The sequence below is a fragment of the Phenylobacterium sp. genome, assembly GCF_019636135.1.
Taxonomy (GTDB): Bacteria; Pseudomonadota; Alphaproteobacteria; order Caulobacterales; family Caulobacteraceae; genus Phenylobacterium.
Window position 1 is genome coordinate 64,405 of record NZ_JAHBYD010000003.1, and the last position, 24,921, is coordinate 89,325.

27 protein-coding genes and 2 tRNA genes are annotated in these 24,921 nt (G+C 70.2%); 13 read left to right on the forward strand and 16 right to left on the reverse strand.

Going from position 1 to position 24,921, the window contains the following annotated elements; genetic code table 11:
- Positions 1–119: 119 nt before the first annotated feature.
- A tRNA-Pro gene (locus tag KF737_RS02765) sits at positions 120–196 on the reverse strand.
- A gap of 144 nt (positions 197–340) precedes the next feature.
- On the opposite strand from KF737_RS02765, the gene KF737_RS02770 reads away from it, so the two are divergent.
- From KF737_RS02770 to KF737_RS02785, 4 genes are all read left to right on the forward strand, one after another.
- A tRNA-Gln gene (locus KF737_RS02770) sits at positions 341–414 on the forward strand.
- A 213-nt stretch (positions 415–627) separates the two neighbouring features.
- Positions 628–999 carry a response regulator transcription factor gene (locus KF737_RS02775; protein WP_296450132.1) on the forward strand — a complete coding sequence of 124 codons (372 nt, stop codon included), beginning with the start codon at positions 628–630 and terminating at the stop codon, positions 997–999.
- 44 nt (positions 1,000–1,043) lie between these two features.
- Entirely contained in the window at positions 1,044–1,739 is a 696-nt protein-coding gene (locus tag KF737_RS02780) for a response regulator transcription factor (RefSeq protein ID WP_296450134.1), read from the forward strand.
- Positions 1,740–1,931: 192 nt separating this feature from the next.
- On the forward strand, positions 1,932–2,690 hold the full coding sequence (locus KF737_RS02785) for an ATP-binding protein (protein ID WP_296450136.1): 759 nt from the start codon (positions 1,932–1,934) through the stop codon (positions 2,688–2,690).
- 136 nt (positions 2,691–2,826) lie between these two features.
- Here KF737_RS02785 and fixJ read toward each other — a convergent pair whose 3' ends face one another.
- The 4 genes from fixJ to KF737_RS02805 all read right to left on the reverse strand — a co-directional run bounded on the left by fixJ (position 2,827) and on the right by KF737_RS02805 (position 7,758).
- The gene (gene fixJ / locus KF737_RS02790) at positions 2,827–3,444 is read right to left on the reverse strand and encodes a response regulator FixJ (RefSeq protein ID WP_296450138.1); all 618 of its coding nucleotides are present in this window, start codon (positions 3,442–3,444) and stop codon (positions 2,827–2,829) included.
- Positions 3,404–4,924 (reverse strand): nitrogen regulation protein NR(II), encoded by a 1,521-nt coding sequence (locus tag KF737_RS02795; protein ID WP_296450140.1) that lies wholly within the window; start codon positions 4,922–4,924, stop codon positions 3,404–3,406. The genes fixJ and KF737_RS02795 overlap by 41 nt, the downstream gene beginning before the upstream one ends.
- Positions 4,925–5,083: 159 nt before the next feature.
- A complete protein-coding gene (locus tag KF737_RS02800; protein ID WP_296450142.1) occupies positions 5,084–5,629 on the reverse strand; it encodes a GNAT family N-acetyltransferase in 546 nt (181 codons plus the stop codon).
- The gene (locus KF737_RS02805) at positions 5,626–7,758 is read right to left on the reverse strand and encodes a S9 family peptidase (RefSeq protein ID WP_296450143.1); all 2,133 of its coding nucleotides are present in this window, start codon (positions 7,756–7,758) and stop codon (positions 5,626–5,628) included. Before KF737_RS02805 ends, KF737_RS02800 begins: the two co-directional genes overlap by 4 nt.
- Before the next feature lie 193 nt (positions 7,759–7,951).
- Between KF737_RS02805 and KF737_RS02810 the strand changes: the two genes are divergently transcribed.
- The gene (locus KF737_RS02810) at positions 7,952–8,806 is read left to right on the forward strand and encodes a serine protease (protein WP_296450145.1); all 855 of its coding nucleotides are present in this window, start codon (positions 7,952–7,954) and stop codon (positions 8,804–8,806) included.
- A gap of 40 nt (positions 8,807–8,846) precedes the next feature.
- On the opposite strand, the gene KF737_RS02815 is transcribed toward KF737_RS02810, so the two are convergent.
- The 5 genes from KF737_RS02815 to KF737_RS02835 form a co-directional block, all read right to left on the reverse strand.
- Positions 8,847–9,239: a helix-turn-helix transcriptional regulator gene (locus tag KF737_RS02815; RefSeq protein WP_296450148.1), complete on the reverse strand. Its 393-nt coding sequence runs from the start codon at positions 9,237–9,239 to the stop codon at positions 8,847–8,849.
- A gap of 198 nt (positions 9,240–9,437) precedes the next feature.
- Positions 9,438–9,887: a MaoC family dehydratase gene (locus tag KF737_RS02820; RefSeq protein WP_296450149.1), complete on the reverse strand. Its 450-nt coding sequence runs from the start codon at positions 9,885–9,887 to the stop codon at positions 9,438–9,440.
- A 70-nt stretch (positions 9,888–9,957) separates the two neighbouring features.
- Positions 9,958–10,251: a type II toxin-antitoxin system RelE/ParE family toxin gene (locus tag KF737_RS02825; RefSeq protein WP_296450152.1), complete on the reverse strand. Its 294-nt coding sequence runs from the start codon at positions 10,249–10,251 to the stop codon at positions 9,958–9,960.
- Between the two features lie 3 nt (positions 10,252–10,254).
- The gene (locus KF737_RS02830; protein ID WP_296450154.1) at positions 10,255–10,437 is read right to left on the reverse strand and encodes a CopG family transcriptional regulator; all 183 of its coding nucleotides are present in this window, start codon (positions 10,435–10,437) and stop codon (positions 10,255–10,257) included.
- A 43-nt stretch (positions 10,438–10,480) separates the two neighbouring features.
- Positions 10,481–12,022, reverse strand: a complete 1,542-nt coding sequence (locus tag KF737_RS02835; RefSeq protein ID WP_296450155.1) for an acyl-CoA synthetase — start codon at positions 12,020–12,022, stop codon at positions 10,481–10,483.
- 207 nt (positions 12,023–12,229) lie between these two features.
- On the opposite strand from KF737_RS02835, the gene KF737_RS02840 reads away from it, so the two are divergent.
- The 4 genes from KF737_RS02840 (at position 12,230) to KF737_RS02855 (ending at position 15,946) form a co-directional block, all read left to right on the forward strand.
- Entirely contained in the window at positions 12,230–13,486 is a 1,257-nt protein-coding gene (locus tag KF737_RS02840) for a serine hydrolase (RefSeq protein ID WP_296450157.1), read from the forward strand.
- A 56-nt stretch (positions 13,487–13,542) separates the two neighbouring features.
- Positions 13,543–14,424: a crotonase/enoyl-CoA hydratase family protein gene (locus KF737_RS02845; protein WP_296450159.1), complete on the forward strand. Its 882-nt coding sequence runs from the start codon at positions 13,543–13,545 to the stop codon at positions 14,422–14,424.
- 388 nt (positions 14,425–14,812) lie between these two features.
- Positions 14,813–15,232, forward strand: coding sequence for a MucR family transcriptional regulator (locus tag KF737_RS02850; RefSeq protein ID WP_296450161.1), 420 nt, complete (start codon positions 14,813–14,815; stop codon positions 15,230–15,232).
- Positions 15,233–15,448: 216 nt separating this feature from the next.
- Positions 15,449–15,946, forward strand: coding sequence for a PAS domain-containing protein (locus tag KF737_RS02855; RefSeq protein WP_296450163.1), 498 nt, complete (start codon positions 15,449–15,451; stop codon positions 15,944–15,946).
- Here KF737_RS02855 and KF737_RS02860 read toward each other — a convergent pair.
- Together KF737_RS02860 and KF737_RS02865 are read right to left on the reverse strand one after the other, a co-directional pair.
- On the reverse strand, positions 15,943–16,368 hold the full coding sequence (locus KF737_RS02860; RefSeq protein ID WP_296450165.1) for a SufE family protein: 426 nt from the start codon (positions 16,366–16,368) through the stop codon (positions 15,943–15,945). The two genes, KF737_RS02855 and KF737_RS02860, sit on opposite strands and share 4 nt — an antisense overlap.
- 44 nt (positions 16,369–16,412) lie before the next feature.
- The gene (locus KF737_RS02865; protein ID WP_296450167.1) at positions 16,413–17,165 is read right to left on the reverse strand and encodes a sensor histidine kinase KdpD; all 753 of its coding nucleotides are present in this window, start codon (positions 17,163–17,165) and stop codon (positions 16,413–16,415) included.
- 269 nt (positions 17,166–17,434) lie between these two features.
- On the opposite strand from KF737_RS02865, the gene KF737_RS02870 reads away from it, so the two are divergent.
- Positions 17,435–18,982, forward strand: coding sequence for a HAMP domain-containing sensor histidine kinase (locus KF737_RS02870; RefSeq protein WP_296450168.1), 1,548 nt, complete (start codon positions 17,435–17,437; stop codon positions 18,980–18,982).
- Positions 18,983–19,258: 276 nt separating this feature from the next.
- Here the strand turns inward: KF737_RS02870 and KF737_RS02875 are convergent, their stop codons facing one another.
- A complete protein-coding gene (locus KF737_RS02875) occupies positions 19,259–20,110 on the reverse strand; it encodes a hypothetical protein (RefSeq protein WP_296450171.1) in 852 nt (283 codons plus the stop codon).
- 180 nt (positions 20,111–20,290) lie between these two features.
- Here KF737_RS02875 and KF737_RS02880 point away from each other — a divergent pair, with 180 nt between their 5' ends.
- The 3 genes from KF737_RS02880 to KF737_RS02890 all read left to right on the forward strand — a co-directional run bounded on the left by KF737_RS02880 (position 20,291) and on the right by KF737_RS02890 (position 23,719).
- On the forward strand, positions 20,291–20,623 hold the full coding sequence (locus KF737_RS02880; protein ID WP_296450172.1) for a DUF1491 family protein: 333 nt from the start codon (positions 20,291–20,293) through the stop codon (positions 20,621–20,623).
- A gap of 65 nt (positions 20,624–20,688) precedes the next feature.
- Positions 20,689–22,386: a class I adenylate-forming enzyme family protein gene (locus KF737_RS02885; protein ID WP_296450174.1), complete on the forward strand. Its 1,698-nt coding sequence runs from the start codon at positions 20,689–20,691 to the stop codon at positions 22,384–22,386.
- Positions 22,387–22,468: 82 nt separating this feature from the next.
- Positions 22,469–23,719 (forward strand): LLM class flavin-dependent oxidoreductase, encoded by a 1,251-nt coding sequence (locus tag KF737_RS02890; RefSeq protein ID WP_296450176.1) that lies wholly within the window; start codon positions 22,469–22,471, stop codon positions 23,717–23,719.
- Positions 23,720–23,728: 9 nt separating this feature from the next.
- Here KF737_RS02890 and msrA read toward each other — a convergent pair whose 3' ends face one another.
- From msrA to KF737_RS02905, 3 genes are all read right to left on the reverse strand, one after another.
- The gene (msrA, locus tag KF737_RS02895) at positions 23,729–24,244 is read right to left on the reverse strand and encodes a peptide-methionine (S)-S-oxide reductase MsrA (protein ID WP_296450178.1); all 516 of its coding nucleotides are present in this window, start codon (positions 24,242–24,244) and stop codon (positions 23,729–23,731) included.
- A gap of 81 nt (positions 24,245–24,325) precedes the next feature.
- The gene (locus tag KF737_RS02900; protein WP_296450180.1) at positions 24,326–24,667 is read right to left on the reverse strand and encodes a type II toxin-antitoxin system PemK/MazF family toxin; all 342 of its coding nucleotides are present in this window, start codon (positions 24,665–24,667) and stop codon (positions 24,326–24,328) included.
- A complete protein-coding gene (locus tag KF737_RS02905; protein ID WP_296450181.1) occupies positions 24,664–24,900 on the reverse strand; it encodes a hypothetical protein in 237 nt (78 codons plus the stop codon). Before KF737_RS02905 ends, KF737_RS02900 begins: the two co-directional genes overlap by 4 nt.
- Positions 24,901–24,921: the final 21 nt, after the last annotated feature.

Sequence of the window (24,921 nt, forward strand, 5' to 3'; positions counted from 1 at the left end):
AAAGTGCGGCTTGGGGCCGCCCGGAGAGGCAGGCGTGCAGAGCCGTACCCGCCTAAGGGGCGGACTTCTTGTAGCTATTGGCGGGAAGGGTATCTCCCCTGGTTAGCGGGGAGAGTAGATGGTCGGAGTGGCAGGATTTGAACCTGCGACCCCTGCGTCCCGAACGCAGTGCTCTACCAGACTGAGCCACACTCCGACTTGGAGGCGCGCTTATAGAGGAGGGTTCGCGGGCTCGCAAGCGGGGGAAAACGTCGCCTGTTCAGGGGCGTTGCATCGGCCGGTCCGGTACGCTATTTCCCCCGCTCCCCGAGGGCTCCGGCCCTGCGGCGGCCGTTCCTGCTGGGGAATGGTGTAATGGTAACACTGCGGTTTTTGGTACCGTCATTCTAGGTTCGAGTCCTAGTTCCCCAGCCACGGACGTCCCGGCGCTCTTACGTCCCCTCTCGCGCGTCGCGCGATAAGGCTCGCCCCGGACGCAGCGGGATCGTTGAGCGCAACTCAGGGTTTCTGCGACAGCCCGTCACACGTACATCTACCTAAGGACTCGTCCGGGATTTCCAGCCCCCGAATCACTGTGGTTCTACTCGTTAACCATAGTGAACACCGGCTGAAGGACGAGCGGCGGACGTGGGCGGCAAGGTTCTCATCATCGACGACGATCCGGCGCTGCTGCGCCTGATGTCGATGGCGTTCCAGCAGGCGGGGTTCGGCGTGGTCGCCGCGGACAACGGCCGCAAGGGCATCCGCATGGCGAGCGCCCACAGGCCGGACCTGGTGGTCACCGACATCGTCATGCCCGACATCGAGGGCATCGGCGCCATCCGCGCCATCAAGCAGGGCGCGCGGCCGCCGAAGGTCATCGCCATCTCGGGCGCCGGCCGGGCGCGCGGCGCCGACTACCTCTCCTGGGCCAGGCACCTGGGCGCCGACGAGGTGCTCGCCAAGCCCTTCCGCATGTCGGAGCTCATGAAGATCTCGCAGTCGGTCATCGCCGGCTGATCACCCGGACATCCGCCAACGCTCTCATTGCAAGGGGTCACGCAATGCACATCCTGATCGTCGAAGACAACGCCGCCACCGCCCGCAGCCTCGAGCTGATCCTGAATGCCGACGGCCACAACGCCTCGGTGACCGCCTCGGGCGAGGAAGCCATCGAGCTGGCCGAGCTCTACGACTATGACGCCATCCTGATGGACCTCGACCTCGAGGACATCCCGGGCGCGGACGCGCTCCGCGAGATGCGCGTGCGGAAGCTGACGGCGCCGGTGATCATCGTGTCGGGCTCGACGGAGGTGGACACCAAGATCGGCGCCCTGGCCGCCGGCGCCGACGACTACATGACCAAGCCCTTCCACAAGGGCGAGCTCTCGGCCCGCATCAACGCCGTCGTCCGCCGTTCGCGCGGCCACACGGACTCGGTCATCCGCACCGGCGCGATCGCGCTGAACCTCAACACGCGGACGGCCGAGGTGAACGGCGTGGCGATCCACCTGACGCCCAGCGAGTACAAGATGCTGGAGCTGCTCTCGCTCCGGAAGAACAGCGTGCTCACCAAGGAGCAGTGCCTGAACCACCTCTACAACGGCATGTCCGAGCCCGAGATCAAGATCATCGACGTCTTCATCTGCAAGCTGCGCAAGAAGATCGCCGCGGCGGCCGGCGGCGACAGCCAGATCGAGACCGTGTGGGGCGGCGGCTACATGCTGCGCGACGCCAGGCCCGCCGCGCTCGCGGCCTGAACGCCACGCGGATCGGCGCCTCAACGGCCGGCTCCCCCGGGAGCCGGCCGTTCTTTTGCGTGGATGCGGGGTGCGACGGCCGGTCCTAGGTATGTGTACTTAGGTAGTCGCGCCGGGGTGATTCCCACCCTGGCGTGTGCTCTTGATTCGCTCGGCCACGTTCTGGCCAGGCGTGGGGCAGGGGGCGCGGCGGTGGCGTTCGACGGCGTGGCAGGCAAGCGGGGCGTCCGGCCGTCGCCGGAGCCCGAAGCCGAGGCCGCGGCGCGCCAGCGCCAGGCCGCGGTGCTGGCCCACGACTTCAACAACCTGCTGAACGTGATCCTGGCGGCGAACGAGGCCCTGGCGGGCCAGTTGCCCCAGGGCTCCGACGCCCGCGAACTGGCCCGCATCAGCCTGGAGTCGGCCGAGAAGGGCGGGGAGATGCTGCGCCGGCTGGTGGAGCTGTCGCAGGACGCCCTGCCGGCCGCCGGGGAGATCGACTGCGCCGAGGCGATCATCGGCGCGGCGCGCCTGGCCAACGTCTCGACCGCCGCCGGCGTCACCTGCGTGGCCATGGCCATGGCCGAGCCGCTGGCCTGCCGCGCCGACCGTGCGGGCCTGGACTCGGCGCTGCTGAACCTCTGCGTCAACGCGGGCCATGCGCTGCCGGCGGGCGGCGCGGTGCGTCTCGAGGCGGCGGCGGAGGACCTGGACGGCGAGGCCGCCCGGGCGCTGGGCGTCGCACCCGGCCGCTACGTCGCGCTCTCGGTCGCCGACCGCGGCGTGGGCATGAGCCCGGCCGTGCTCGCGCGCGCCATGGACGCCTGGTTCACCACCCGCGCGGGCTGCGGGGGCACGGGCCTGGGCCTGGCCGGCGCGGCGGAGTTCTGCCGCTCGGCCGGCGGTGCGCTGCGCCTGGTGTCGACGGAAGGCCGCGGCACGACCGCGACCCTGGTCCTGCCGCGGGCGTAGACGTCCGCGCTTCCCCCTCTCGGCGTCATCCCCGGCTTGTCCGGGAGACCCATCGGGCTGGGCCCCCGGACAAACCGGGCCATGACGAAGGAGGGGAAACGGATCGGGCTCGGCGCGGCTGCGGGTGCGCTTCGGCTCACGCCGCGCCGGCCGTGAGGGTCGAGCGGATGAGGTCGGACAGGCTGTCGGCGCGCATCTTGGACATGACGTTGGCGCGATAGATCTCGACCGTGCGCGGGCTGATCTCCAGCCGCGCGGCGATGACCTTGTTGCTGGCGCCCTCGACGATGAGGTCCAGCACCTGCCGCTCGCGGGCCGTGAGGCTTTCGAGGCGGCGCAGCACCCGGGTCCTGGCGGCGCCCGCGTCCACCGCGGCGTCGTTCTCCTCCATGCAGGCGCGGACGGCGCGCAGGATGAGCTCGCTGTCGAAGGGCTTCTCGATGAAGTCGGTGGCGCCGGCCTTCATGGCGTCGACGGCCCGGCCGACGTCCGCGTGCCCGGTGATCACTATCACCGGTAGTATGCAGCCCACCCCCTTGAGCGCCCTGATCAGCTCGATCCCGTCCATGCTGGGCATGCGCAGATCGGTGACGATGCAGCCGCGCGCCTGGGCGTCGAAGGTGGCCAGGAAGTCGTGGGCGGAGGCGAAGGGCCGGGCGATCAGGCCGTCCGACCTGAGCAGCATGACGAGCGAGTCGCGCGCAGCATCGTCGTCATCGACGACGAAGACCGTCCGCTCGGTCGCTGACGTCACCATCTGCACCTGCCCGCGCCAATACAAAACAGAAAGCGGCGCCACCCAGACGGCTTGGTCCAGCCCAAATCCGTCCCCTGTGGTTTTCGACTATAGCACTGGAAATCGACAGGCCCAGCCCCATTCCCTCGGGCTTAGTGCTCGCCAGAGGCTGGAAAAGCCGGTCTGCGACGCCCGGTTCAATGCCCGGACCACTGTCCTCGACAGTCGTGAGAATGCGATCCTGAGAATCCAATTTCGTCGAAATGTGAAGCTGGCGGACCGGGTACTTGGTCACAGCTTCGATGGCGTTGCGGGCCAAGTTGACGACAAGCTGCTGAATCTGAATGCGATCCGCCATCACCGTGTCATCGCCCTTGTACAGATCATAGACGACGCGGACGTTCGCATCGCGCGCCATCAGGGCGATGATGAAATCGACCTCGCCGATGATGGCCGAAAGGCTCTCCGGCTTCTGGAGGGTTCCGCCGCGGGTCGCAAGGTCGCGCATGGTGCGGATGATCTCGCCGGCGCGCACGGCCTGGTCGCCGGCGCGGGCCACCGCGTCGATCAGGTCGTCGTCGTCGAGCTCCAGCCGGGCGATCAGGTTGCGGGCCGCGCGCAGGTAGTTCGTGACGGCCGACAACGGCTGGTTGAGCTCGTGGGCCAGGACCTGGGCCATCTCGCCCATGGAGTTGGCGCTCCAGACCTGGGTGAGCTGGGCGCGCAGTTCCTCCGAGCGTCGCTCGGCCTCGTGGGTCGAGGTCAGGTCGCGCACCACCACGGTGAGCAGGCGGCCGCTCTCGATGTCCACGTGCCCGACGCGGACCTCCATCGGGAAGGTCCCGCCGTCCTTGCGCAGGCCGGTCAGCTGGCGGGTCGAACCGCTGACGTCGGCGCCGTCGCCGCCGCCGGTCAGGGCGGCGTCCTCGCCGGGGGGCATCAGGCGGCTGAAGTTCTGGCCCACCAGCTCGGCGGCGTTCCAGCCGAAGATCCGCTCGGCGGCGTGGCTGGCGCTCTGGATCACGCCGCGGTCGTCGATGACGGCCAGCGCGTCGGCGACGATCTCGAGGCTGGCCTGCAGCAGCGCCTCACGCTCGGCCTGGTCGGCGATCAGTTCGGCCGCGGCGCGGCGCTGGGCGAAGATGCGGCCGACGCCGGCCGCTGCGCCGGCGCCCACGCCCAGGAACAGCAGGCCGCGCAGCACCCGCTCGATCAGCGGGATGTCGGCCAGGCCGTCGATCCAGAAGCCTCCCAGGGTCATCAGGACCGCGGCGGTCAGCGCGCCCGGCGGGCCGCCCACCCACGCACATGCGAACAGCGCCGGCGCGCCGAGCATGTACACCGAGTGGCCGAGAAACGGTCGCGCGGCATAGACCGCGGCCAGCACGACCGCGGACAGCCCCACCGCCAGAACCTGGCCCCGGAAGATCCGGAAGCGCAGGGTCGAATCCGTGGTCGAATTCGTGGCCAGCCCGGTTGTGTGATTTCCCGTCCACAACCTTGCCATGTATTCTACATTCCGCGTCGGTCCCCGCCGACGCCCTGAGTCTGCGGAAAAAATTCCAGCTAAGCAATTACGTAGAAGTACATATGGGCAAGCGTGCGCCCTTTCAGGCGTATGTTTTGCCTCTGCTTTCGCCTGTCGGGCGAAGACTTGTCAGCGACCTGACAGACGGACGCCCGGGCCTGCGGGAGACGTGAGGTCCCCGCCGCCGAGCGCCTTCTGCATCCAGACGATGTCGACCCAGCGCCCGTGCTTGAAGCCGAACGCGCGGCCGACGCCCTGGTGCGTGAAGCCGAGCGCGGCGTGCAGGCCGATCGATGCGGCGTTTCCGCTGTCGCCGATCACGGCCACGAGCTGGCGCACGCCGAGACCTTCGCAGGCCTCGATCACCGCGCCCAGCACCGCGCGGCCCACGCCTTTGCCGATGGCGTCGGGGGCGATGTAGACGCTGTCCTCCAGCGTGTAGCGGTAGGCCGGGCGCTGCCGGAACGGGCCGGCGTAGGCGTAGCCCAGGACGACGCCGTCGTCCTCGGCCACGAGGTAGGGCAGGCCGAGGCCGGCGATGTCCGCCAGGCGGCGCGCCATCTCGGCCGGCGGAGGCGGCTCCTCCTCGAAGGTGCCGAGGCCGTGCCGCACGTGATGGCCGTAGATGGCCGCCAGCGCCCCGGCGTCGTCGGGTGTCGCCGCCCGGATGATCATTCCGCCTTCCAGCTCCCGTCCACCGCCCAGATGGCGAAGGCGTAGTCCAGGGCGATCTCCTTCAGGAAGTCGAAACGGCCCGAGGCGCCGCCGTGGCCGGCCTCCATGTTGATCTTGAGCAGGATCGGGGCGTCGCCCGTCGTGGACTCGCGCAGCCTGGCCACCCACTTGGCCGGCTCCCAGTAGGTGACGCGCGGGTCGGAGAGGCCGCCGGTGGCGAGGATCGGCGGATAGGGCTGGGCCGAGACCCGGTCGTAGGGGCTGTAGCCGGCGATGCGGTCGTAGGCCTCGGCGTCCTCGATCGGGTTGCCCCATTCGGGCCACTCGGGCGGGGTGAGCGGCAGCGAGGTGTCGCTCATGGTATTCAGCACGTCCACGAACGGCACCGCGGCGATGATCGCGCCCCAGAGGTCGGGCCGCAGGTTCGCGACCGCGCCCATCAGCATGCCGCCGGCCGAGCCGCCGTAGGCCGCGATCCGGCCCGCAGACGCGTAGTTCCCGGCGACCAGATGCTCGGCGCAGGCGATGAAGTCGGTGAAGGTGTTGGCCTTCTTCTCCTTGCGGCCGTCGAGGAACCAGCCCCAGCCCTTGTCCGAGCCGCCCCGGATATGCGCGGTGGCCCAGATCCAGCCGCGGTCGACGAGGCTGAGGTTGCGGATGGAGAAGCTGGGCTCCATGGCGTGGCCGTAGCTGCCGTAGCCGTAGAGCAGGAGCGGGGCCGAGCCGTCCTGCGGCGTGTCCTTCAGCATCAGCAGCGTGATCGGGATTTCGGCGCCGTCGGCGGCCCTGGCGGTGAGGCGGCGCGCGACGTAACGGGCGGGATCGTGGCCGGACGGGATCTCCTGCGTCTTGCGCAGCGTCCGCGCGCGGGTGGCCATGTCGTAGTCGAAGGTCTGCCGGGGCGTCGTCGGCGACTGGTAGACGAAGCGGGTCGTGGTGGTGTCGTACTCGTAGCCGCCCTCGAGGTTGAGCGCGTAGGCCTCCTCGTCGAAGGCCACGATGTGCTCGGCGCCCCTTTCGCTTCCGGGGGCGCGGTCCATCACGACGAGGCGGTCCAGGGCGTTCACCCGCTCGGCGCGGACCAGATGGCCGGCGAAGGCCGCGAAGCCGGTGATGTAGCGGCCGGGCTCGTGGGCGATCCAGTCGCGCCAGGTCGCCTTGGCCGGGACCGCGGCGTCGGACGTGCAGAGCTTGAAGTCGACCGCGCCGTCGTCGTTGGTGCGGATCACCCAGCGGTCGGTCCAGTGGTCGAGGCTGTACTTCACGCCGACGCGGCGCGGCTCGGCGACCACCGGGGCGGCGGTGGTGTCAGCGGCCGGGATCAGCAGGATCTCGGTGGTCTCCTGATTGCCGACATGGATCAGGACGTGGCTGTCGTCCGACGCCACGCCGACGCCCAGGAACATGCCGTCGTCCAGCTCCTCATAGACCAGGGTGTCGTCCCCGCCCCCGCCTGGACCTGGGCGCGCCGGGCGGCGGAAGACCTTGGCCGGCCGGGCGTTCTCGTCGCGCCAGATCCAGAAGATCCACCGGCTGTCGGGCGAGAAAACGAAGTCGCCATAGGCGCTCTCGATCGGCGGGCCGACCTCCTGGCCGGTCGCCAGGTCCTTCACGCGGATCTGATAGTACTCGCTGCCCTGTTCGTCGGCGGCCCAGCCGAAGAGGGCGTGGTCGGGGCTGTGGCTGGCGGCGCCCACCTGGAAGAAGGCCTTGCCCTTGGCCAGCGCGGGCTCGTCCAGCAGCACCTCCTCGCCCTCGGCCGACCCACCCCCCTTGTGGCTTCTGGGGCGGCGGCCGTGGATCGGGTGCTCGGCGCCCAGGTCGTAGCGGACGTAGTAGTCCCAGGGGCCGTCGGGCGAGGGGACGGATGAGTCATCCTCCTTGATGCGCCCCTTCATCTCGGCGAACAGCCGGGCCTGCAGGTCTTCCGTGCCGGCCAGCACGGCCTTGGTGTAGGCGTTCTCGGCGTCGAGGTGGCTGCGGATGTCGGCCCGCAGCACCTTCGGGTCGCGCAGCACCTGCTGCCAGTTCTCGTCCTTCATCCAGGCGTAGTCGTCGACCCGGACGCGGCCCAGTTGCTCGATGCGATGCGGGACCTTGGCGGCGACGGGGGCTTTTGTGGCGCTCATGCGGCGCTAGATGCGGCCTCCGGCGCGCCCGCTCAAGCGTACAATCCCTTGCCGGGTGCGCGTTTCCGCGCGCGGCTCACGGCCGCAGGCGAATGTGGCGGCTTGTTGGCCACAGTCGTTCCGTGATTCACTACTTGTGCATCGAGATCGCGCATCAAAGACGCGAGGGGCTAGTCGAGTTGAGGGGCCACCCATGGTCATGGACCTGGCGGTTGATCTGATCCACGCGACTGTTCAGCTTGAACAGCCGCTGGGCGACGGGACACGCACCGTCGGAACGGGCTTCCTGATCTCCGCGCCGGGCGCCGACGGCAAGCCGCGCACGGTGCTCGTCACGGCCAACCACGTGTTCCAGAAGATGCCGGGCGCGACCGCCCGCATCGGCTACCGCATCGCCAATCCGGACGGTTCGTGGAGCTACTCGCCCCAGCAGTTGAAGATCCGCGACGGCGACGGCCGCGAACTGTGGACCCACCACCCGAACCGCGACGTCGCCGCCATCACCATCAAGGCGCCGGCCGAGTTCGCGAAGGCGGCGCTGCCGATGAACTACCTGGCCGCCGACGACACCTTCGACAAGTACCAGGTGAGCGCCGGCGACGAGATGATGGCGCTGGGCTTCCCGCGCGGGCTGTCGGCCAATTCGGCGGGCTTCCCGATCCTGCGTTCGGGCCGGGTGGCCAGCTATCCGCTGGCGCCGGCCAAGGTGTTCCCGACCTTTCTGCTCGACTTCTCGGTCTTCCCGGGCAACTCGGGCGGGCCGGTGTTCGTCAGCCGGGGCGTGCGGCCACTGGCGTCGGGCGTCCAGCAGGCGTCGAATGCGGCCGAGGCCGCGCCGGCCGACGACGGCTTCATCGCCGGCCTGCTGACCCAGCAGGTCGAACTGAACAACGAGCGCCTCGAGATCGGCATCGTCACCCACGCCCGCTACATCCGCGAGACCATCGGCCTGATGCAGAACCCGCTGACGCAGACGACGCTGGCCGAGGGCATGACCGCGGTGACCGGCAGCAAGACCGCGTCGGCCGAGGAAGCCGCGCGCGAGTAGCCGCTCAGATACGCCGCCGATTCCCAGGCCTCCGCCGGGCTCAGCAGCACCCGTCGGGACGGTCCTTGCCGATCTCGCGGCCTTCGTCGTCGCCGCCCGCTGAGCAGGCCTCGAGCAGCTTCGCGAAGAACGGGGCGCAGAGTTCCGGCCTGCCGCCGCAGCAGTCCTGCACGAGATACTCCAGCAACTCGCCGAAACGGCCATGCGCGACGCTGTAGATGATCGACCGGCCCTCGCGATGCGAGCGGATGAGGCCGGTCGAGGCGAGGATTCCCAGATTGCTGGACGAGGTGTTCTGCAAGGCGCCGGTGCGGCGGGCCACTTCGCCGGCAGGCAGGCCTTGGGGCCCGGCCTCGACCAGGAGGCGGAACGCCAGGAGGCGACCCTCGTGGCCCAGCGCGGCGAACGACTTGGCGGCGGTTTCGGCGTCCATCGAACCACATCGAACGGTCGATCGCCAATGAAGATGCGAACGACTCTCAAGTCGTTCATCTAGCGCCAGTTCGCCGCCGCCGTCGAGCGCAGGAACGCGCCGCGGGCGAAGTTTCGGTTGGATCGCCCGGCGACGCGCGGCGCCGGCGTCGCGGCAGGGATGCGCGGAGGGCCTTGAACGGCCTCCGCCACCGACGTCTCAGCCGCCGTACAGGACCGAGATGGTCTCGGCGATGCAGGCGGGGCGGTCCTCGCCCTCGATCTCGATGGTGCATTCGTTCTTGATCTGCATGCCGCCGGCCTTGGGCTCGGCGCCGATCAGCTTCTGGCGCATGCGCACGCGCTTGCCGACGCGGACCATGTTGGTGAAGCGCACCTTGTCCGAGCCGTAGTTGATGCCGCGGGTCACGCCCTTCACCGGCAGCATCCCGGCGCCCAGCATCGGGATCAGGCTCAGCGTCAGATAGCCGTGGGCGATCGGGCCGCCGATCTCCTTCGTCGCGCGCTCGACGTCGACGTGGATCCACTGGTGGTCGCCGGTGGCGTCGGCGAACTTGTTGACGCGGTCCTGGTCGATCGTGACCCAGTCCGACACGCCCACCTCCTGGCCCACCAGTCCGGGCAGGTCCTTGATCTCGACCGGGTTCATTCGTTCGCTCCTCGATGTTGCGGGTGTGGTGGTAGGTGTCGGACGATCCGGGGGCAAGGCGGACGCGGGGTCAGCGACGCGTCGGCGGGGGTCCGAAGCGGGCGCCGTGCCAGACAGCCACTATCGTCACCCTGTCGATCGTTGGTTCGTAGCGATAGCTGATGATGCAGGGGCGCACGAAGGTCAGTTCACGTAGCCCGCCAGCGGCCGGTCGGCCGCGCTCCGGCAGCGTCTCGAGGCTGTTTCCCGCATCCAGGATCGCCTGCGCAAAGGCGTCTGCGGCGCGGGGCCTATCGGCAGCGATCCAATCATAGATATCCTCGACGCCGCAAAGCGCGTCCTCAGACCAAATGACGGTCGCCAATGCTCAGCGTGACCGCGGCCTAGGCGCACGCTCTCCGCGCGCGAGCTTCTCAAGCCATAGCTTCACTTCGCTGTGCGGCACCACACGTCCCGCTTCCGCGTCGGCCAGGCCGCGCGCGATAGACGCCTCAAGGGTGTCGGGCTGCTCGCGGCGGGCGGATTCGATCTCGGCTCTGCGCTGCTTCATGGGTCGATTGTATCACGGGATCCGCCGAGAACAAAACAGGACTCTACACGATCCGCGAGCCCGCCTTGCCCCAGTAGGCGTCGCGGATGAGGCGCTTGTAGAGCTTGCCGGTGGCGTGGCGGGGCAGCTCCTCCATGAAGTCGAGCTTGCGGGGCGCTTTCACGTGGCTGAGGCCGGCGCGGGCGAAGGCCATCAGTTCGTCGCGCAGCGCATCGCCCGCCTCGGCCCAGTCGGCGGGCTGGATCACCGCGATCACCTGCTCGCCCATCTCCTCGTGCGGGCCGCCCACCACGGCCACGTCGGCGACCTTGGGGTGGCCGATCAGCAGGTTCTCGATCTCCTGCGGATAGATGTTCACGCCGCCCGAGATGATCATGAAGCTCTTGCGGTCGGTCAGGTAGAGATAGCCCTCCTCGTCGACCCAGCCCACGTCGCCCAGCGTCGTCCAGCCGTGGCGGTTGGTGTTCTCGGCCACCTTCTCGGGGGCGTTGTGGTAGGCGAGCGGCGGGCCGTTGGCGAAGTGGACCACGCCCTCGGAGCGGGGCGGCAGCGCCTCGCCGTCCTCGCCGCAGATCCTGAGTTCGCCGATGATCGCGCGGCCGACCGAGCCCTTGTGCGCCATCCACTCGGGCGCGGTGATGTAGCAGAAGCCGTTGCCCTCGGTGCCGGCGTAGTACTCGTAGATCGCGTCGCCCCACCAGGCGATCATCTGCTCCTTCACGGGCACGGGGCAGGGCGCGGCGGCATGCACCGCCGACTTCATCGACGAGACGTCGTAGCGGTCGCGCACTTCCTGCGGCAGCTTCAGCATGCGCACGAAGTGGGTGGGCACGAACTGGCCGCAGTCGCACCGGTGCTTCTCGATCAGGGCCAGGGCCTGTTCGGGGTCGAACTTCTCCATCACCACGACCGTCCCGCCCTGGCGATGCACGCCCATGGTCCAGCGCAGGGGGGCGGCGTGATAGAGCGGCGCGGGCGACAGGTAGGTCGGCGTCTCGGGGAAGCCGAACAGCATCTGGGCGATGCTGCCCATGCCCGGCGTCTGGTCGATGGGCAGGCCGGTGAGCGGCGGCTTGATACCCTTGGGCCGGCCGGTGGTGCCCGACGAGTAGAGCATGTCCGAGCCCGAGGTCTCGTCGGCGATCGGCGTGGTCGGGAAGCCGGCGATGGCCGCCTCCCAGCTTTCGTAGGGCGCCCGGGCCGGGTCGGTCATGTAGAGCTTCACCGACTTCGGCAGCACGCCCGGCAGTTCGTCGACCACGGCGCCGACGCCCGGGGACGTGACCAGCAGCCGCGCCCCGCAGTCGCCCACGATGTACTCGACCTCGCCGGCGGTGAGCTTGGACGAGATGCAGGTGTAGTAGAGCCCCGCCCGCTGCGCCGCCCAGGCGATCTCGTAGTAGCGGGGGTGGTTCTCCAGGAAGATGGCGATGACGTCGCCCACCTTCAGGCCCAGCGACCGGAACAGGTGCGCCGCCTGGTTCGAGCGCTCGTCCAACTGGCGGTAGGTCACCGTCTCGCCCGAGCCGGCCATGATGTAGGCGGCCCGGTCGGGATGGGTCTTGGCATGGATCGCCGGATGCATGGACGCGTCGCTCCCGTGGGCTTGCGGGTCTGTGGCGCCCGCCGTTTCGGCGAGTGAGCGGCGTTGACGTGGCGGGCGTCAAGCGGGGCGCTGCGCGCCGGGGGCGCCAGCCGGAACCGTCGCCGCGTCGAACGGCGCCGGCGGCTTGCAGTCGCCGCGCGATAGGGATGGGATGGCGGCCCGTTCGCCCCGCCGAAGGACCGCGCCATGCCCGATTCCGCCCAACCCGCGCCGACCGCCGCCTCGACCGATCCTGTCGCGCTGGGGGTGATGCAGGGCGTTCCGCCGCCGGCGGAGAAGACCGTACGGGCGTCGGACAGCACGAGCTGGCGGTTCCCGAACACGCGCTGGAGCTTCAGCCACCAGCGGGAGCTGGGCCCGTCGGCGGGCATCCGGCGCGGGCCGGGCGCGGCGGCGGCGCTGCCCCATGCGCTGCGCGACGACCTGGACGCCGTGCCGTTCACGACCCAGGACGGGCGGGCGATGACCTGGGGCGAGAGCGTCGCGGAGAATTTCACCGACGGGCTGGTGGTGCTGCACCGCGGGCAGGTGGTCTACGAGACCTATCGCGGGGCGCTGACGCCTGAGCGGCCGCACCTGGCGATGTCGGTGACCAAGTCGTTCTGCGGCCTCCTGGCGGCGATGCTGGCGCACGAGGGCGCGATCGACCCGGCGGCCCTGGTGACGGCCTACGTGCCCGAGCTGGAGGGCAGCGCGTTCGGCGACGCCACGGTCCGCCACGTGATGGATATGACCACCGGCGTCCGCTACCGCGAGGACTACGTCGACCCCGACGCCGAGGTGCGGTTCTACGGCGTGGCGGCGGGGTGGTCGCGGCCGCCGGAGGGCTATGCCGGCCCGACGACCGTGTTCGACTTCCTGAAGACGCTGAAGAAGCAGGGCGAGCACGGCGAGGCCTTCGCCTACAAGACCTGCAACACCGAGGTGCTGGGCTGGATCGTGCAGCGCGCGGCCGGGCAGGCCTTCGCCGACCTGCTCTCCGAGCGCATCTGGCGGAAGCTGGGCGCGGAGGAGGACGGCTACGTCATGGTCGACGGCGCGGGCTTCGCGCTGTGCGGCGCGGGCCTGAACGTCACCACCCGCGACCTGGCGCGGTTCGGCGAGATGATGCGGCTGGGCGGGACGTTCAACGGCCAGCGGGTCGTGCCCGAGGCGGTGGTGGCCGACATCGCGGGCGGGGCGCGGACCGAGGACTTCGCCAAGGCCGGCTATGTGACCCTGCCGGGCTGGAGCTACCGGAACCAGTGGTGGGTGAGCCACAACCGCTTCGGCGCCTATACGGCCCGCGGCATCCACGGCCAGGTCTGCTACGTCGCGCCGGGCGCCGAGATGGTGATCGCGCGCTTCGCCTCGCACCCCACGGCGGCCAACGGCAACGGTCCGCTGGATCGGGTGTCGCTGCCGGCCTACGAGGCGATCGGGGCGCACCTCTCGGGGGCTTGACCACCCTACCGTCAACCGCGCCCGAGTGGCGGGGACTGACAACGAGGACCCCGAGCATGGCTGCCTACGAGACCCTGATCCTGGACGTCGAGGACGGCGTCGCGACGATGACGCTGAACCGGCCCGACAAGCTGAACGCCTTCAACACCCAGATGATGAAGGACATGATCGCCGCGTTCGACGAGACCGACGCGCGCGACGACGTCCGCGTGGTGATCGTCACCGGGGCGGGCCGGGCGTTCTGCGCCGGGGCCGACCTGTCGGCTGGGGCCGAGACCTTCAACTACGACGCCCGCAGCGCGGCGGACCAGCAGGCGCGCGCCGGGACGGGCGGGGTGAACCGCGACGGCGGCGGCCTGCTCACCCTGCGCATCTTCGAGAGCCTGAAGCCGGTGATCTCGGCCTGCAACGGCGCGGCGGTGGGCATCGGGGTCACCATGCAGTGCGCCATGGACATCCGGCTGGCGTCCGAGAACGCCCGCTACGGCTTCGTGTTCGCGCGGCGCGGGCTGAACCCGGAGGCGGCCTCGTCGTGGTTCCTGCCGCACCTGGTGGGCGTCCAGACGGCGCTGGAGTGGTGCTACACGGGCCGGATCTTCCCGGCCGCCGAGGCGCACGAGAAGGGCTTCGTGCGCTCGATCCACGCGCCGGACGACCTGCTGCCGGCCGCCAGGGCGATCGCCCGCGAGATCGCCGACAACACCGCGCCGGTGTCGGTGGCCATCACGCGCCAGTTGATCTGGCGGATGGCGGGCGCGGCGCACCCGATGCACGCCCACCAGGCCGACAGCCGCGGCATCCAGGCCCGCGGCAAGTCGGGCGACGCGCGCGAGGGCGTCACCTCGTTCCTGGAGAAGCGGCCGCCGAACTATCCGGACAAGGTCTCGCAGGACCTGCCCGACATCTGGCCGCACTGGACCCGACCCGAGTTCAGTTGATCCCAGGGCGCGTCGGGCGCCCGATTTTTCGAACCGCGGAGACCGCGGAGATGCGCAGAGAGGCGGCGGGAGCTTCGGACTCCTCCGCGAATCTCCGCGATCTCCGCGGTTTTTTGCTGCGCCTGCGGCGTCCAAGGCGGTTGAGGGACGTGGCGATGTTCGCGCATGCTGCGGCGCACGCGAAGAGGGCAGGTACAGCGGACAGGCTTACTGGAACGGGGGTTTGCGATTGCTGGCGTTGCGCGGATCTTCTGCTCTCGCAATAGGAGAGGGCGGTTTTTCTCTATTTCCCGGTTGTCCACAGCGTCCGATGCCGATAATGACGGCGCACTCATCTTATGAATCAATCAGCGTCCTCTGTTGGCGCGAAACCTTTGGAACCCGATAAATGGACGAGAAATCAGAAGTCATCGAGATGACGGTGGACATTGTTTCCGCCTACGTCAGCAACAACACTGTCGCGGCCGCCGATCTGCCGGGCCTGATCCAGAGCGTCCACCGGGCGCTGGCCGGCGTCTCGTCGGGCGTCGAGGCCGTCGAGGCCGCGCCGAAGGAGCCGGCCGTGCCGATCCGCCGCTCGATCACGCCGGACCACCTCGTGTGCCTGGAAGACGGCCGCAAGTTCAAGTCGCTGAAGCGGCACCTGCGGACCAAGTACAACATGAGCCCCGAGGAGTACCGCGCGAAGTGGGGCCTGGCGAAGGACTATCCGATGGTCGCGCCGAACTACGCCAAGGCGCGCTCGGACCTCGCCAAGCAGATGGGCCTGGGCCAGGGCGGCCGCCAGGCGCCGAAGAAGAAGCGCTGATACCGCTCATCCCGCGGACGCCGGGATGAGCGGGGAGCGGGAATGAAATCGAAGCGCCCGCCGGACCTCCGGCGGGCGTCTTCGTTCCGGGCGCGGCGACGGGGCGCCGCTTCACCGGACTTTCGCATCGCGTTAACCACTTTCAGCTTGCCGCCGATTCGCGGGTCAGCGATTGTGATTCGTCATGAATCCAAGCGACTATCGGCGTAACTGAAGATGGCGGCGCAGATCGGACCCCCGACCGCTGCGATCCGGGCTCACGAGGAGCTGTTCGCCTATTGGCGCTCGCTGTGCGGGGACGGCGCCGCGCCGCCGCGCCGCAAGGTCGACCCGGCGCACATGAAGCGCCTCTTGCCCACCGTCAGCCTGATCGAGACGCCGGAGGTGACCGGCGAGGACTACCGCGTGCGCCTGGCCGGGACCGGGCTCTACAGCGTCTACGGCCGCGAGATCACGGGGCGCTCGTTCGGCGAGGTCTACAATTCGGCCGCCGCCGACTACTGGCGCGGCGAGCTGGACAAGGTGGTCAGCGACCGGAAGCCCGGCGTGGGCGTACACAGCCTGGCCTGGCGGGGCGCCTCGCACCTGTCGATCCTCTGGATCCGCCTGCCGCTCGCCACCGACGGCGACGGCGTGGGCATGATCCTGGGCTACGACGCGGTCGTGGGCCTCCCGGCCGCCGCCAACCTCAGCGGCATCCGCCCGGCAGCCTAGGCCGCCTGCGCCAGTTCCGCGTCGCGGCGGATACGGGCGACCATCGAAGCCAGGCCGTTGGAGCGCTGCGAGGAGAGCGCGCCGGTGAGGCCCAGCTTGTCGAAGGCGGCCCTGGCGTCGAAGGCGAGGATCTCGGCGGGCGTCCGGCCGGAATAGAGGCGCAGCACGATGGCGATCAGGCCGCGCACGATGTGGGCGTCGCTGTCGCCGCGGAACCGCAGCGTCCCGTCGGCTTGCGGCTCGGTCACCAGCCACACCTGGCTGGCGCAGCCGCGGACCTTGGTGAGGTCGTTGCGTTCGACGTCGGAGAGCGGGGCGAGGTCCCTGCCCAGCTCGATCACATAGCGATAGCGCTCCTCCCAGTCGCCCAGGAGGTCGAACTCGTCGGCGAGTTCCGAAAGCGCGTCGTCGATGCCGGCCATGTGCGGCGGGAGTTAAGGGGCAGGGGGCCGAGGCGCAACCGGGTTCACCCCGCGGGCAGGCGCACGACGGCGGTGAGGCCCTGGCCGGGCGCGGAGACCAGGCGCAGGCGCCCGCCCATGGCGCGGCAGGTGAGGTCGGCGATCGGCAGGCCCAGGCCCGCGCCCTCGGCCTTGCGGGTGAGCGCCGTCTCGGCCTGCTCGAACGGCGCCATCAGGCGCGGGATCTCGTCGGGATCGACACCTTCGCCCTCGTCGCGGATCGAGAGCTCGACCATGCCGTCCTGGGCCTGGGCCGACGCCCGGATCACGGAGCCCTCCGGCGAGAAGGCGATGGCGTTCTGGAGGAGCTGGGTCAGCACCTGGCGCAGGCCGCGGTGGTCGGCCATCACGCACGGGAGCGGCCCGGCGATCTCGATGCCGACGCTGCGGGCGGCCATCTCGGGCCGCAGGCTCGGCAGGACGTCGTCGAGGGCGGTGTCGAGGGGTTCGCTGGCGGCGTCGAAGTCGATCGTGCGGCCTTCGAGGCGGGCGATCTCCAACACCTGATTGACGAGTTTCAACAGTTTATGGCCGCTGGCGTGGATGATCCCGGCATATTCCTTGTACTGGGGAGCCCCCAGGGGGCCGTACAGTTCGGAATTGAGAATTTCCGAGAACCCCAGGATCGAGTTCAAGGGGGTGCGTAGCTCATGACTGACCATCCGCAGAAACGATCGCTTCTGCTCGTCCATGGCCGCCTCGAGGCGGGCCTGGGCTCGGCTGGCGCCGCTGGACGGGGAATCGGCTTCTTGAGCCATGGGTCGGCGGCGCGCCTGCAGGGTCGAGGGCCGCAAGCTGGCGCAAGGCGGTTGCAAAAGTCTTGCGCGACGGCCGTGGCCCGCGCGTACGCTCGCGCGAATCTGGCCCCACGGCTAGTCTCGGCCTCCGAACCTGACGGGGCTGTCTGAGGTTCTCCATGGCCGGGGCCCGCCCGACATCGGCGAAACGGCGCCGCCGCGGTGACGCGGCGCCCCTTTTCGCGCACGGCGGACTCGCTTGGCATGGCGGCTGGGCGCTGGCGGTCGCGGTGACGACGGGTCTGCTCTCGGCGCGCGGTCTCCTGCCGGTCGGCCCCGAGCTGACGGCGCTGGCCGCCGGTGGCGCCGCGGCCGTGCTGGGGGCGCTGCTGTCGACGCTGGGCCGCGGGGGCCGTGCGGTCTCGGTGCTGATCTGGGGCGTCGCGGGGGCGGCGGCCTGCCACCTGACCGGCGGACCGGCCGGGCCGCTGGCGGCGTGGTGCCTGGCGCCGGCCGCCGCCGCCACGGCCTTCCGCACGCGCGAGACCCTGGCCCTGGGCGCCGCCGCCGCGCTGGCCGCCGCGGCGGTCTCGACCCTGGACGCGGCGCTGATGCCGCTGCCGGTGGCCGACCCGACGCTGGCGCCCTGGCTGGGCCTGCTGGCGCTGGCGACGGTGACCCTGGGCTTCGCGACCGGGCTGGTGGGCTTCCAGGGCATGGTCGCCCGCGACAACCGCCGCCGCGACCGCGCCGAGCAGGTGCTGGAGATCCTGGACGCGCAGCCGCTGCTGCTGGCGTCGCTGGACAGGGCCGGCCGCGTGCTGGCCGCCGCGGGCGCCACCGTGGGCGGCTACGCGCCGCGCGGGCTGGAGGGCCGGAGCCTGGGCCACCTGGTGGCCGAGGCCGACCTTCCGGCGCTGGCCGGCGCGCTGCATGCCGCGGTGCGGGATGGCCGCGCGCAGGTCTATGTGGCGCAGGCCGGCGACGGCGACGGCTGGCTGGAACTGACGCTGCGCGCCACCGAGGCGGGCCGGCTGGTGGCCGCGGTGCGCGACGCGCGCGAGCAGTTCGCCCGCGAGAAGCGCCTCGACGCCGAGCGGGTCACCGCCGAGCAGCAGAACGCCGGCAAGTCGCGCTTCCTCGCCAACATGAGCCACGAGCTGCGCACGCCGCTCAACGCCATCATGGGCTTCTCCGACATCATGCGGCAGCGCCTGTTCGGGCCGCTGGGCGACCGCTACGCCGAGTACGCCGAGCTGATCCACGAGAGCGGCACGCATCTTCTGGAGCTGATCAACGACGTGCTCGATATGTCGAAGATCGAGGCCGAGCGGTTCGAGCTGTCGATCGAGACCTTCGACGCGCGCGACGCGATCTCGGCGGTGCTCAGGCTCATGCGGGGCCAGGCCGACCGGGCGGGGGTGAACCTGCGCGGCGTGCTGCCGATCGCGCCGCTGGAGGCCGAGGCCGACAAGCGCGCGGTGAAGCAGATCGCGCTGAACCTGATCTCGAACGCGCTGAAGTTCACGCCGCGCGGCGGGTCGGTGACCGTCACCGTGCAGGGCGACGGCGACACCCTGGAGCTGGTGGTGGCCGATACCGGCGTCGGCATCGCCCGCGACGACATCGAGCGCCTGGGCCGTCCCTTCGAACAGGTGGGCGAGCAGGAGAAGAAGCTGGAGGGCACGGGCCTGGGCCTTTCCCTCGTCCGCGCCTTCGCCCGCCTGCACGGCGGCGACATGGCCCTGGAAAGCGAGATGGGCCAGGGCACGAGCGTCACGGTGCGCATGCCGGTCCTCACCGGCGCCAACGCCGAGCCGATCCGGCGGAAGGGGTAGTCGGAAGGCGGTCCTTCTCCCCTTGGGGGAGAAGGTGTCAGCCGCAGGCTCCGGAAGTGAGGCCGCGCTGAGCCGGCGACGTTCTGCGCGCCGCAGGCGCTGTGATTTCGAACCACCAAGGCCACCAAGAACACCAAGGGCGACGCCAACCTCTTTGTGACCTTGGTGGACTTGGTGTCGAACAGGCGGCGCTGACGCGCCCTTGCGATTGGAGGGCGCGAACGCCCCTCATCCGGCATGCTACGCGCCACCTTCTCCTCAGGGAGAAGGGCGTCGTTAGCGCGAGGCGATCTGGAGGAAGGCGCGGCCGGCGGCGAAGTCGCCCACCTCGACGTAGGCCGTGCGCGAGCGGCCGCCCGGCAGCATGAACTCGACGGCGACGGCCTCGCGGGGGTCGAGCTCGCTGAGGGCCTGCACCGCGGCCGTGGGGAAGCGGAAGGCCCAGCCGCCCGCATAGCCCTTGGGCAGCAGCTCGGTCTCGGCGCCGGCGCGGGCCTCGGCGATGTAGCTCCGGGTGGCCGACGACGGGGGCAGCTTCTTCGACAGCGGCTGGCGGCCGGCGAGCAGGTAGGGGCCCATGGTGCGGCCGGTGTCGCGCATGACGAGGCGGGCCGAATAGGGCGCGGCCTTGTCGGAGAAGGCGCCCACGGCGACGAGGGCGCTCTGGTTGTCCTGGCGGCCGGCGAGGCCGAAGATCATGCGGTTCGAGCCGAAGTCCGCGCTCTGCGACAGGCGCCAGCGCGCGGTGCGGCCGACGCCGCGGTCGGCGCGCCATTCGGTGAGGTCGCCCGGATAGACCATGCGCTGGATGCGCGCGTAGCTGCCGTAGGCGGCCTGGATGCGGGCGGCCTGGCTGGCGATCAGCGGGCTCGCGCAGTCGATCTGGGCCGCGCGGCCCCTGGCGTTCTTCTCGATGGCGGCCAGCGACTTGAGGTCGGCCCCGGCGCGCAGGGCCGCGCCCCGGGCCTGGGCCGCGCCGGCGGCCAGCGCCGAAGACACCGCGGGCGTGAACAGGTCGCAGCGGCTGTCCGCCGCCGTCATCACCGTCCGCTCGAAGAAGAGGTCCGCCGGCTGGGCCAGCGCCGCCGCAGGGAGGGCGATCGCCGCCGCGGCCCCTGCGAACCCCAACACCCGAGACGTCGGCCCGGCGCTTCTGCGCGAGCTCATGCGTCCTCAAATCCACCATCGTTCGCGGCCGTGGTTCCGGCCGTCTGACGGACGCGGCTTACCCTCGGGACGGTTGAGGCCCGGTGGACGGACAGGGTTAACGATTTCAAACGGGCGTTAGACGCGCTAACTGCATCGCCGATGCTGCTGTCCACCGACATCTGGGTCGGCGCCCTCATCCGCCGCGTCGAGATCGGCGGCGGCTTCGCCGTCGTGGCGCGCAAGGGCGACCCCCGGGCCGGGGCGGTCCTGGTGAAGGTGCTGAATCGGACGGACGGGACGGCGCGGCTTCTGTCGGAGGCCACGCGCGGCGACGGCGACCGGGTCTGGATGGAGCCGGCGGCGTCGCGGGAAGAGGGCGACCTCGACCGCTACATCGAGCGCGCGGTCCGGATCGATCCGGACGTCTGGGTGGTCGAGATCGAGGATCGTGAGGGCCGCCACTTCCTGGTTGAGCCGGTGGAGAAGGCCTGAGTAGTTTTTGTTTGCAACCAACGGCGCCCCAAGACGCCGGCACGAGATCAAGGGATGAAAACGGAATGCACTACGCGGAACTGAACAAGGCCTGGGACGAGCTGACCGGGCCGGGCGCGCCGCTGGAGGTGGTGGACGTCGAGGTGCGCGGGGTTCCCGTGCGCGCCTTCAGGAACGCGCCGCCCAGCGTGCGGGCGCTGTGGCTGTCGTCGGCCCAGTTCGCCGACCGCGACTACCTGGTGTTCGGCGACGAGCGGATCACCTACGCCGAGGCGCACCGGCGGGTGGCCTCGACGGCCAACTGGCTGCTGGCGAACGGGGTGAAGCCCGGCGACCGCGTGGCGGTGGCCATGCGCAACTATCCGGAGTGGATGCTGATCTACTGGGCCTGCGCCTGCATCGGCGTGGCGTGCGTGGGCATGAACGCCTGGTGGACCGCACCCGAGATGGCCTACGGCATGAAGGACGCCGCGCCCAAGGTGCTGTTCGCCGACGCCGAGCGGATCGCGCGGCTGAACGAGCAGCCGGAGATGCTGGGCGGCGCGATCCTCGTGGCGGTGCGGACCGACCCGCCGGCCGGGGCGGTCGCGTGGTCGGACGTGGTGGGCCATGGCGGCGCGCTGCCCGACGTCGGGATCGATCCTGACAGCGACCTCTGCATCTTCTACACCTCGGGGACCACGGGCTTCCCGAAGGGCGCACAGCTCACCCACCGGAGCTGCATCAACAACCTGATGAACATGATGTTCGCGGGCCAGGTGACGGCGCTGGCGACCCAGCGCGGCATGGGCGTCACGCCCGATCCGACCGTCGCGCCGCCGATCCCGGTGAGCCTGGTGACCACGCCGCTGTTCCACGTCACGGCCAACAACTGCGCCGCCTACGCCACCACCGCCGCCGGCGGGAAGATGGTGCTGATGTACAAGTGGGACGTGGTCGAGGCGCTGAAGCTGATCGAGCGCGAGCGCTGCACCTCGGCCGGCGGCGTGCCGGTGATGGCGCGCGAGATGATCATGCACCCCGACTTCGCCAAGTACGACACCTCCAGCCTGCTCACCATGGGCGGCGGCGGGGCGCAGTTGCAGCCCGACCTGGTGGACAAGATCGACAAGGCCGTCGCGACCGCGCGGCCGAACACCGGCTACGGCATGACCGAGACGTCGGGGATCATCACCTCGATCTCGGGCGACTTCTTCGTGGACAAGCCCGCGAGCTGCGGCCGCGCCATGCCCACCTTCGAGGTGCAGGTGGTGGGCGACGACGGCCAGGCGCTGCCGGCCGGCCAGCCGGGCGAGCTGTGGGTGCGCGGCGCCTCGGTGATCAAGGGCTACATCAACCGCCCCGACGCGACGGCCGAGTCGATCACCGACGGCTGGCTGCACACCGGCGACGTCGCCTACCTGGACGAGGAGGGCTTCATCTATCTGGTGGACCGCAAGAAGGACATGGTCCTGCGAGGCGGCGAGAACATCTACTGCGTCGAGGTCGAGGCCGCGGTGCATCGCGATCCGGCGGTGGCCGAGTGCTGCGTGTTCGGCGTGCCGGACGACCGGATGGGCGAGGAGGTCGGCGCCGCCATCGTGCCGCAGCCGGGCCAGACGCTCACGGCCGGGCAGGTTCGCGCGGCGGTCGGCGCCCAGATCGCGAAGCACAAGGTGCCGCGCTACATCTGGATCCTGCAGGATCTGATCCCGCGCAACGCCAACGGCAAGTTCCTGAAGCGCGAGCTGCGCGAGACGCTGCAGGTGGCCGAGGCGGAGTAAGCCGCCGCCGGTTGACGTTGGGTCGGTATGGCCAAGTGATCAGCCGTCACTTACGAATTCGGGAAACCCTGGGAGGGGACAAATGGCCCGTATGAAGTTCGGTGCGTTCCTGGCGCCGCATCACCCCATCGGCGAGCACCCGATGCTGCAGATGCGCAACGACATCAGGTTCGCGGCGCACCTGGACGAGCTGGGCTTCGACGAGTTCTGGGTGGGCGAGCACCACTCGACGGGCTGGGAAGTCATCGCCTCGCCGGAGATGTTCCTGGCGGCGGTCGCCGAGCGCACGCAGCGGATCCGGCTGGGCACGGGCGTGGTCTCGCTGCCCTACCACCACCCGTTCAACGTGGCGCAGCGGATGGTGCAACTGGACCACATGAGCCGCGGCCGGGTGATCTTCGGCACGGGCCCCGGGGCGCTGCCGTCGGACGCCTACATGCTGGGGATCGACCCGATGACCCAGCGCGACCGCCAGGACGAGGCGATCGGCGTGCTGCAGCGGCTGTTCCGCGGCGAGCGGGTCACCCACGAAAGCGACTGGTTCACCCTGAAGGACGCGCGCCTGCAACTCTTCCCGCTGCAGGAGGAGCTGCCGATGGTGACGGCCTCGTCGATCAGCCCGTCGGGCATGACGCTGGCGGGCAAGTACGGCATCGGGGTGCTGTCGATCGGCTCGAACTCGGACGCGGGGCTCGCGGCGCTGCCGACGCAGTGGGGCTTCGCCGAGCAGGCCGCCGCCAAGCACGGCAAGACCGTGAGCCGCGACAACTGGCGCGTGCTGATGACCTGGCACATCGCCGAGACGCGCGAGCAGGCCATCGCGGAGTCGGCCCAGGGCCTCATGCACTGGCACAACGAGTACACGGTCGGCACGCTGATGCGGCCGGGCGCCGAGGTGTTCAAGTCTCCGGAGGAAGCCGTCGAGCAGACCGCGTTCGCGCCGGGCTCGGCGGCGGTGATCGGGACGCCGGACGACCTGGTGGCGGCGATCCGCAAGCTCGCGGCGTCGGCGGGCGGGTTCGGGACCGTGCTGGGCTTCGCGCACGACTGGGCCAACCGCGAGGCGACCAGCCGTAGCTGGGAACTGGTGGCGCGCTACGTGATCCCCGAGATCCACGGGCTGCTCGACGGCTACCGGGATTCACGCGCCTACGTGATCGAGCACCGCGAGTCGTTCGAGCGGGCGGGGCAGGCGGTGCTGGCCAAGATCATGTCGCACGAGGGCGCGGCCAAGGCGCTGCAGGAAGGCATGCAGGCCCAGACCGCCATGCGCTCGCCCAACGCGCCCGACCTGAACAAGGCCGCGAAGGACGCCGCGAAGGCCACGAAGTAGGTCTCCGGCTCAGCGCGCCTCGGCGCGAACCGGCAGGCGCCAGTTCGGGCGGATGAAGTGGCAGGTGTAGCCGTTGGGGATGCGCTCCAGGTAGTCCTGGTGCTCGTCCTCGGCCTCCCAGAACGGTCCGGCCGCCGTCACCTCGGTGACGACCTTCCCCGGCCACAGGCCGGAGGCATCCACGTCCGCGATCGTCTCCAGCGCGACGCGCTTCTGTTCGTCGCTCGTGTAGAAGATCGCCGAGCGGTAGCTGGGGCCGATGTCGTTGCCCTGCCGGTCCTTCGTCGTCGGGTCGTGGATCTGGAAGAAGAACTCCAGGAGCTGGCGGAAGCCGATCTGCGCGGGGTCGAAGATGATCTCGATCGCCTCGGCGTGCGTGCCGTGGTTGCGGTAGGTGGCGTTGGGCACGTCGCCGCCCGAGTAGCCGACGCGGGTCTTCAGCACGCCCGGATGGCGGCGCAGCAGGTCCTGCACGCCCCAGAAGCAGCCGCCGGCGAGGATGGCGGTTTCGGTCGTGGCGGTCATCGGATGGTCCTCCTGTCGGGCGCGATCCTCAGATAATGCTCGCGGACCGAACTTGAAGCCACCGCCCCGGCGACGAGGCCCTCAGCGGCCCAGGACGACGTCGACCCCCGCCAGGATGAGATCGAGCTGCCGCCGGGTCACCGCGCCGACCCGTTCGGTCAACTGGCCCTTGTCGACTGTGGTGATCAGCGAGACGTTGGCCACGGAGTCGCGGTCGAGGCCTGTCGCGCCGGCCGGCAGGCGCACGTTGCCCGGCGCGTCGCCCCACTTCAGGTTGCTGGTCAGCGGCACGCACACCACCGTGCCGATCCGGCTGAGGTTGAGCGCGTCGCCCTGCACGACGACGACGGGCCGCCGATAGCCGGGCGCCGAGCCGATCGGTTCGCCGAGGTCGGCCCACCAGATCTCGGCCTGGGCGATCACCACTCGGTGCGGCCGAGCGCCCGGCGCGCCGCGGCGCGGGAGAAGGCGTCGTCCTCGGCGCCGACGTCCTCCACCACCCGGTTCATGAGCGCGGTGACCCGCTCGGGGGCGTGGTGGCCGACGAACTCGGCCAGGGCGCGGGCATAGACGTCGCTGCGGGACGTCCTGAGCGTGGCCACGAGCGCCTCGGCGTCTTCGAAGATGGCGTCGGGCAGGGAGACGGTGACTTTCATACCAAAAGTATGACCGCCCGG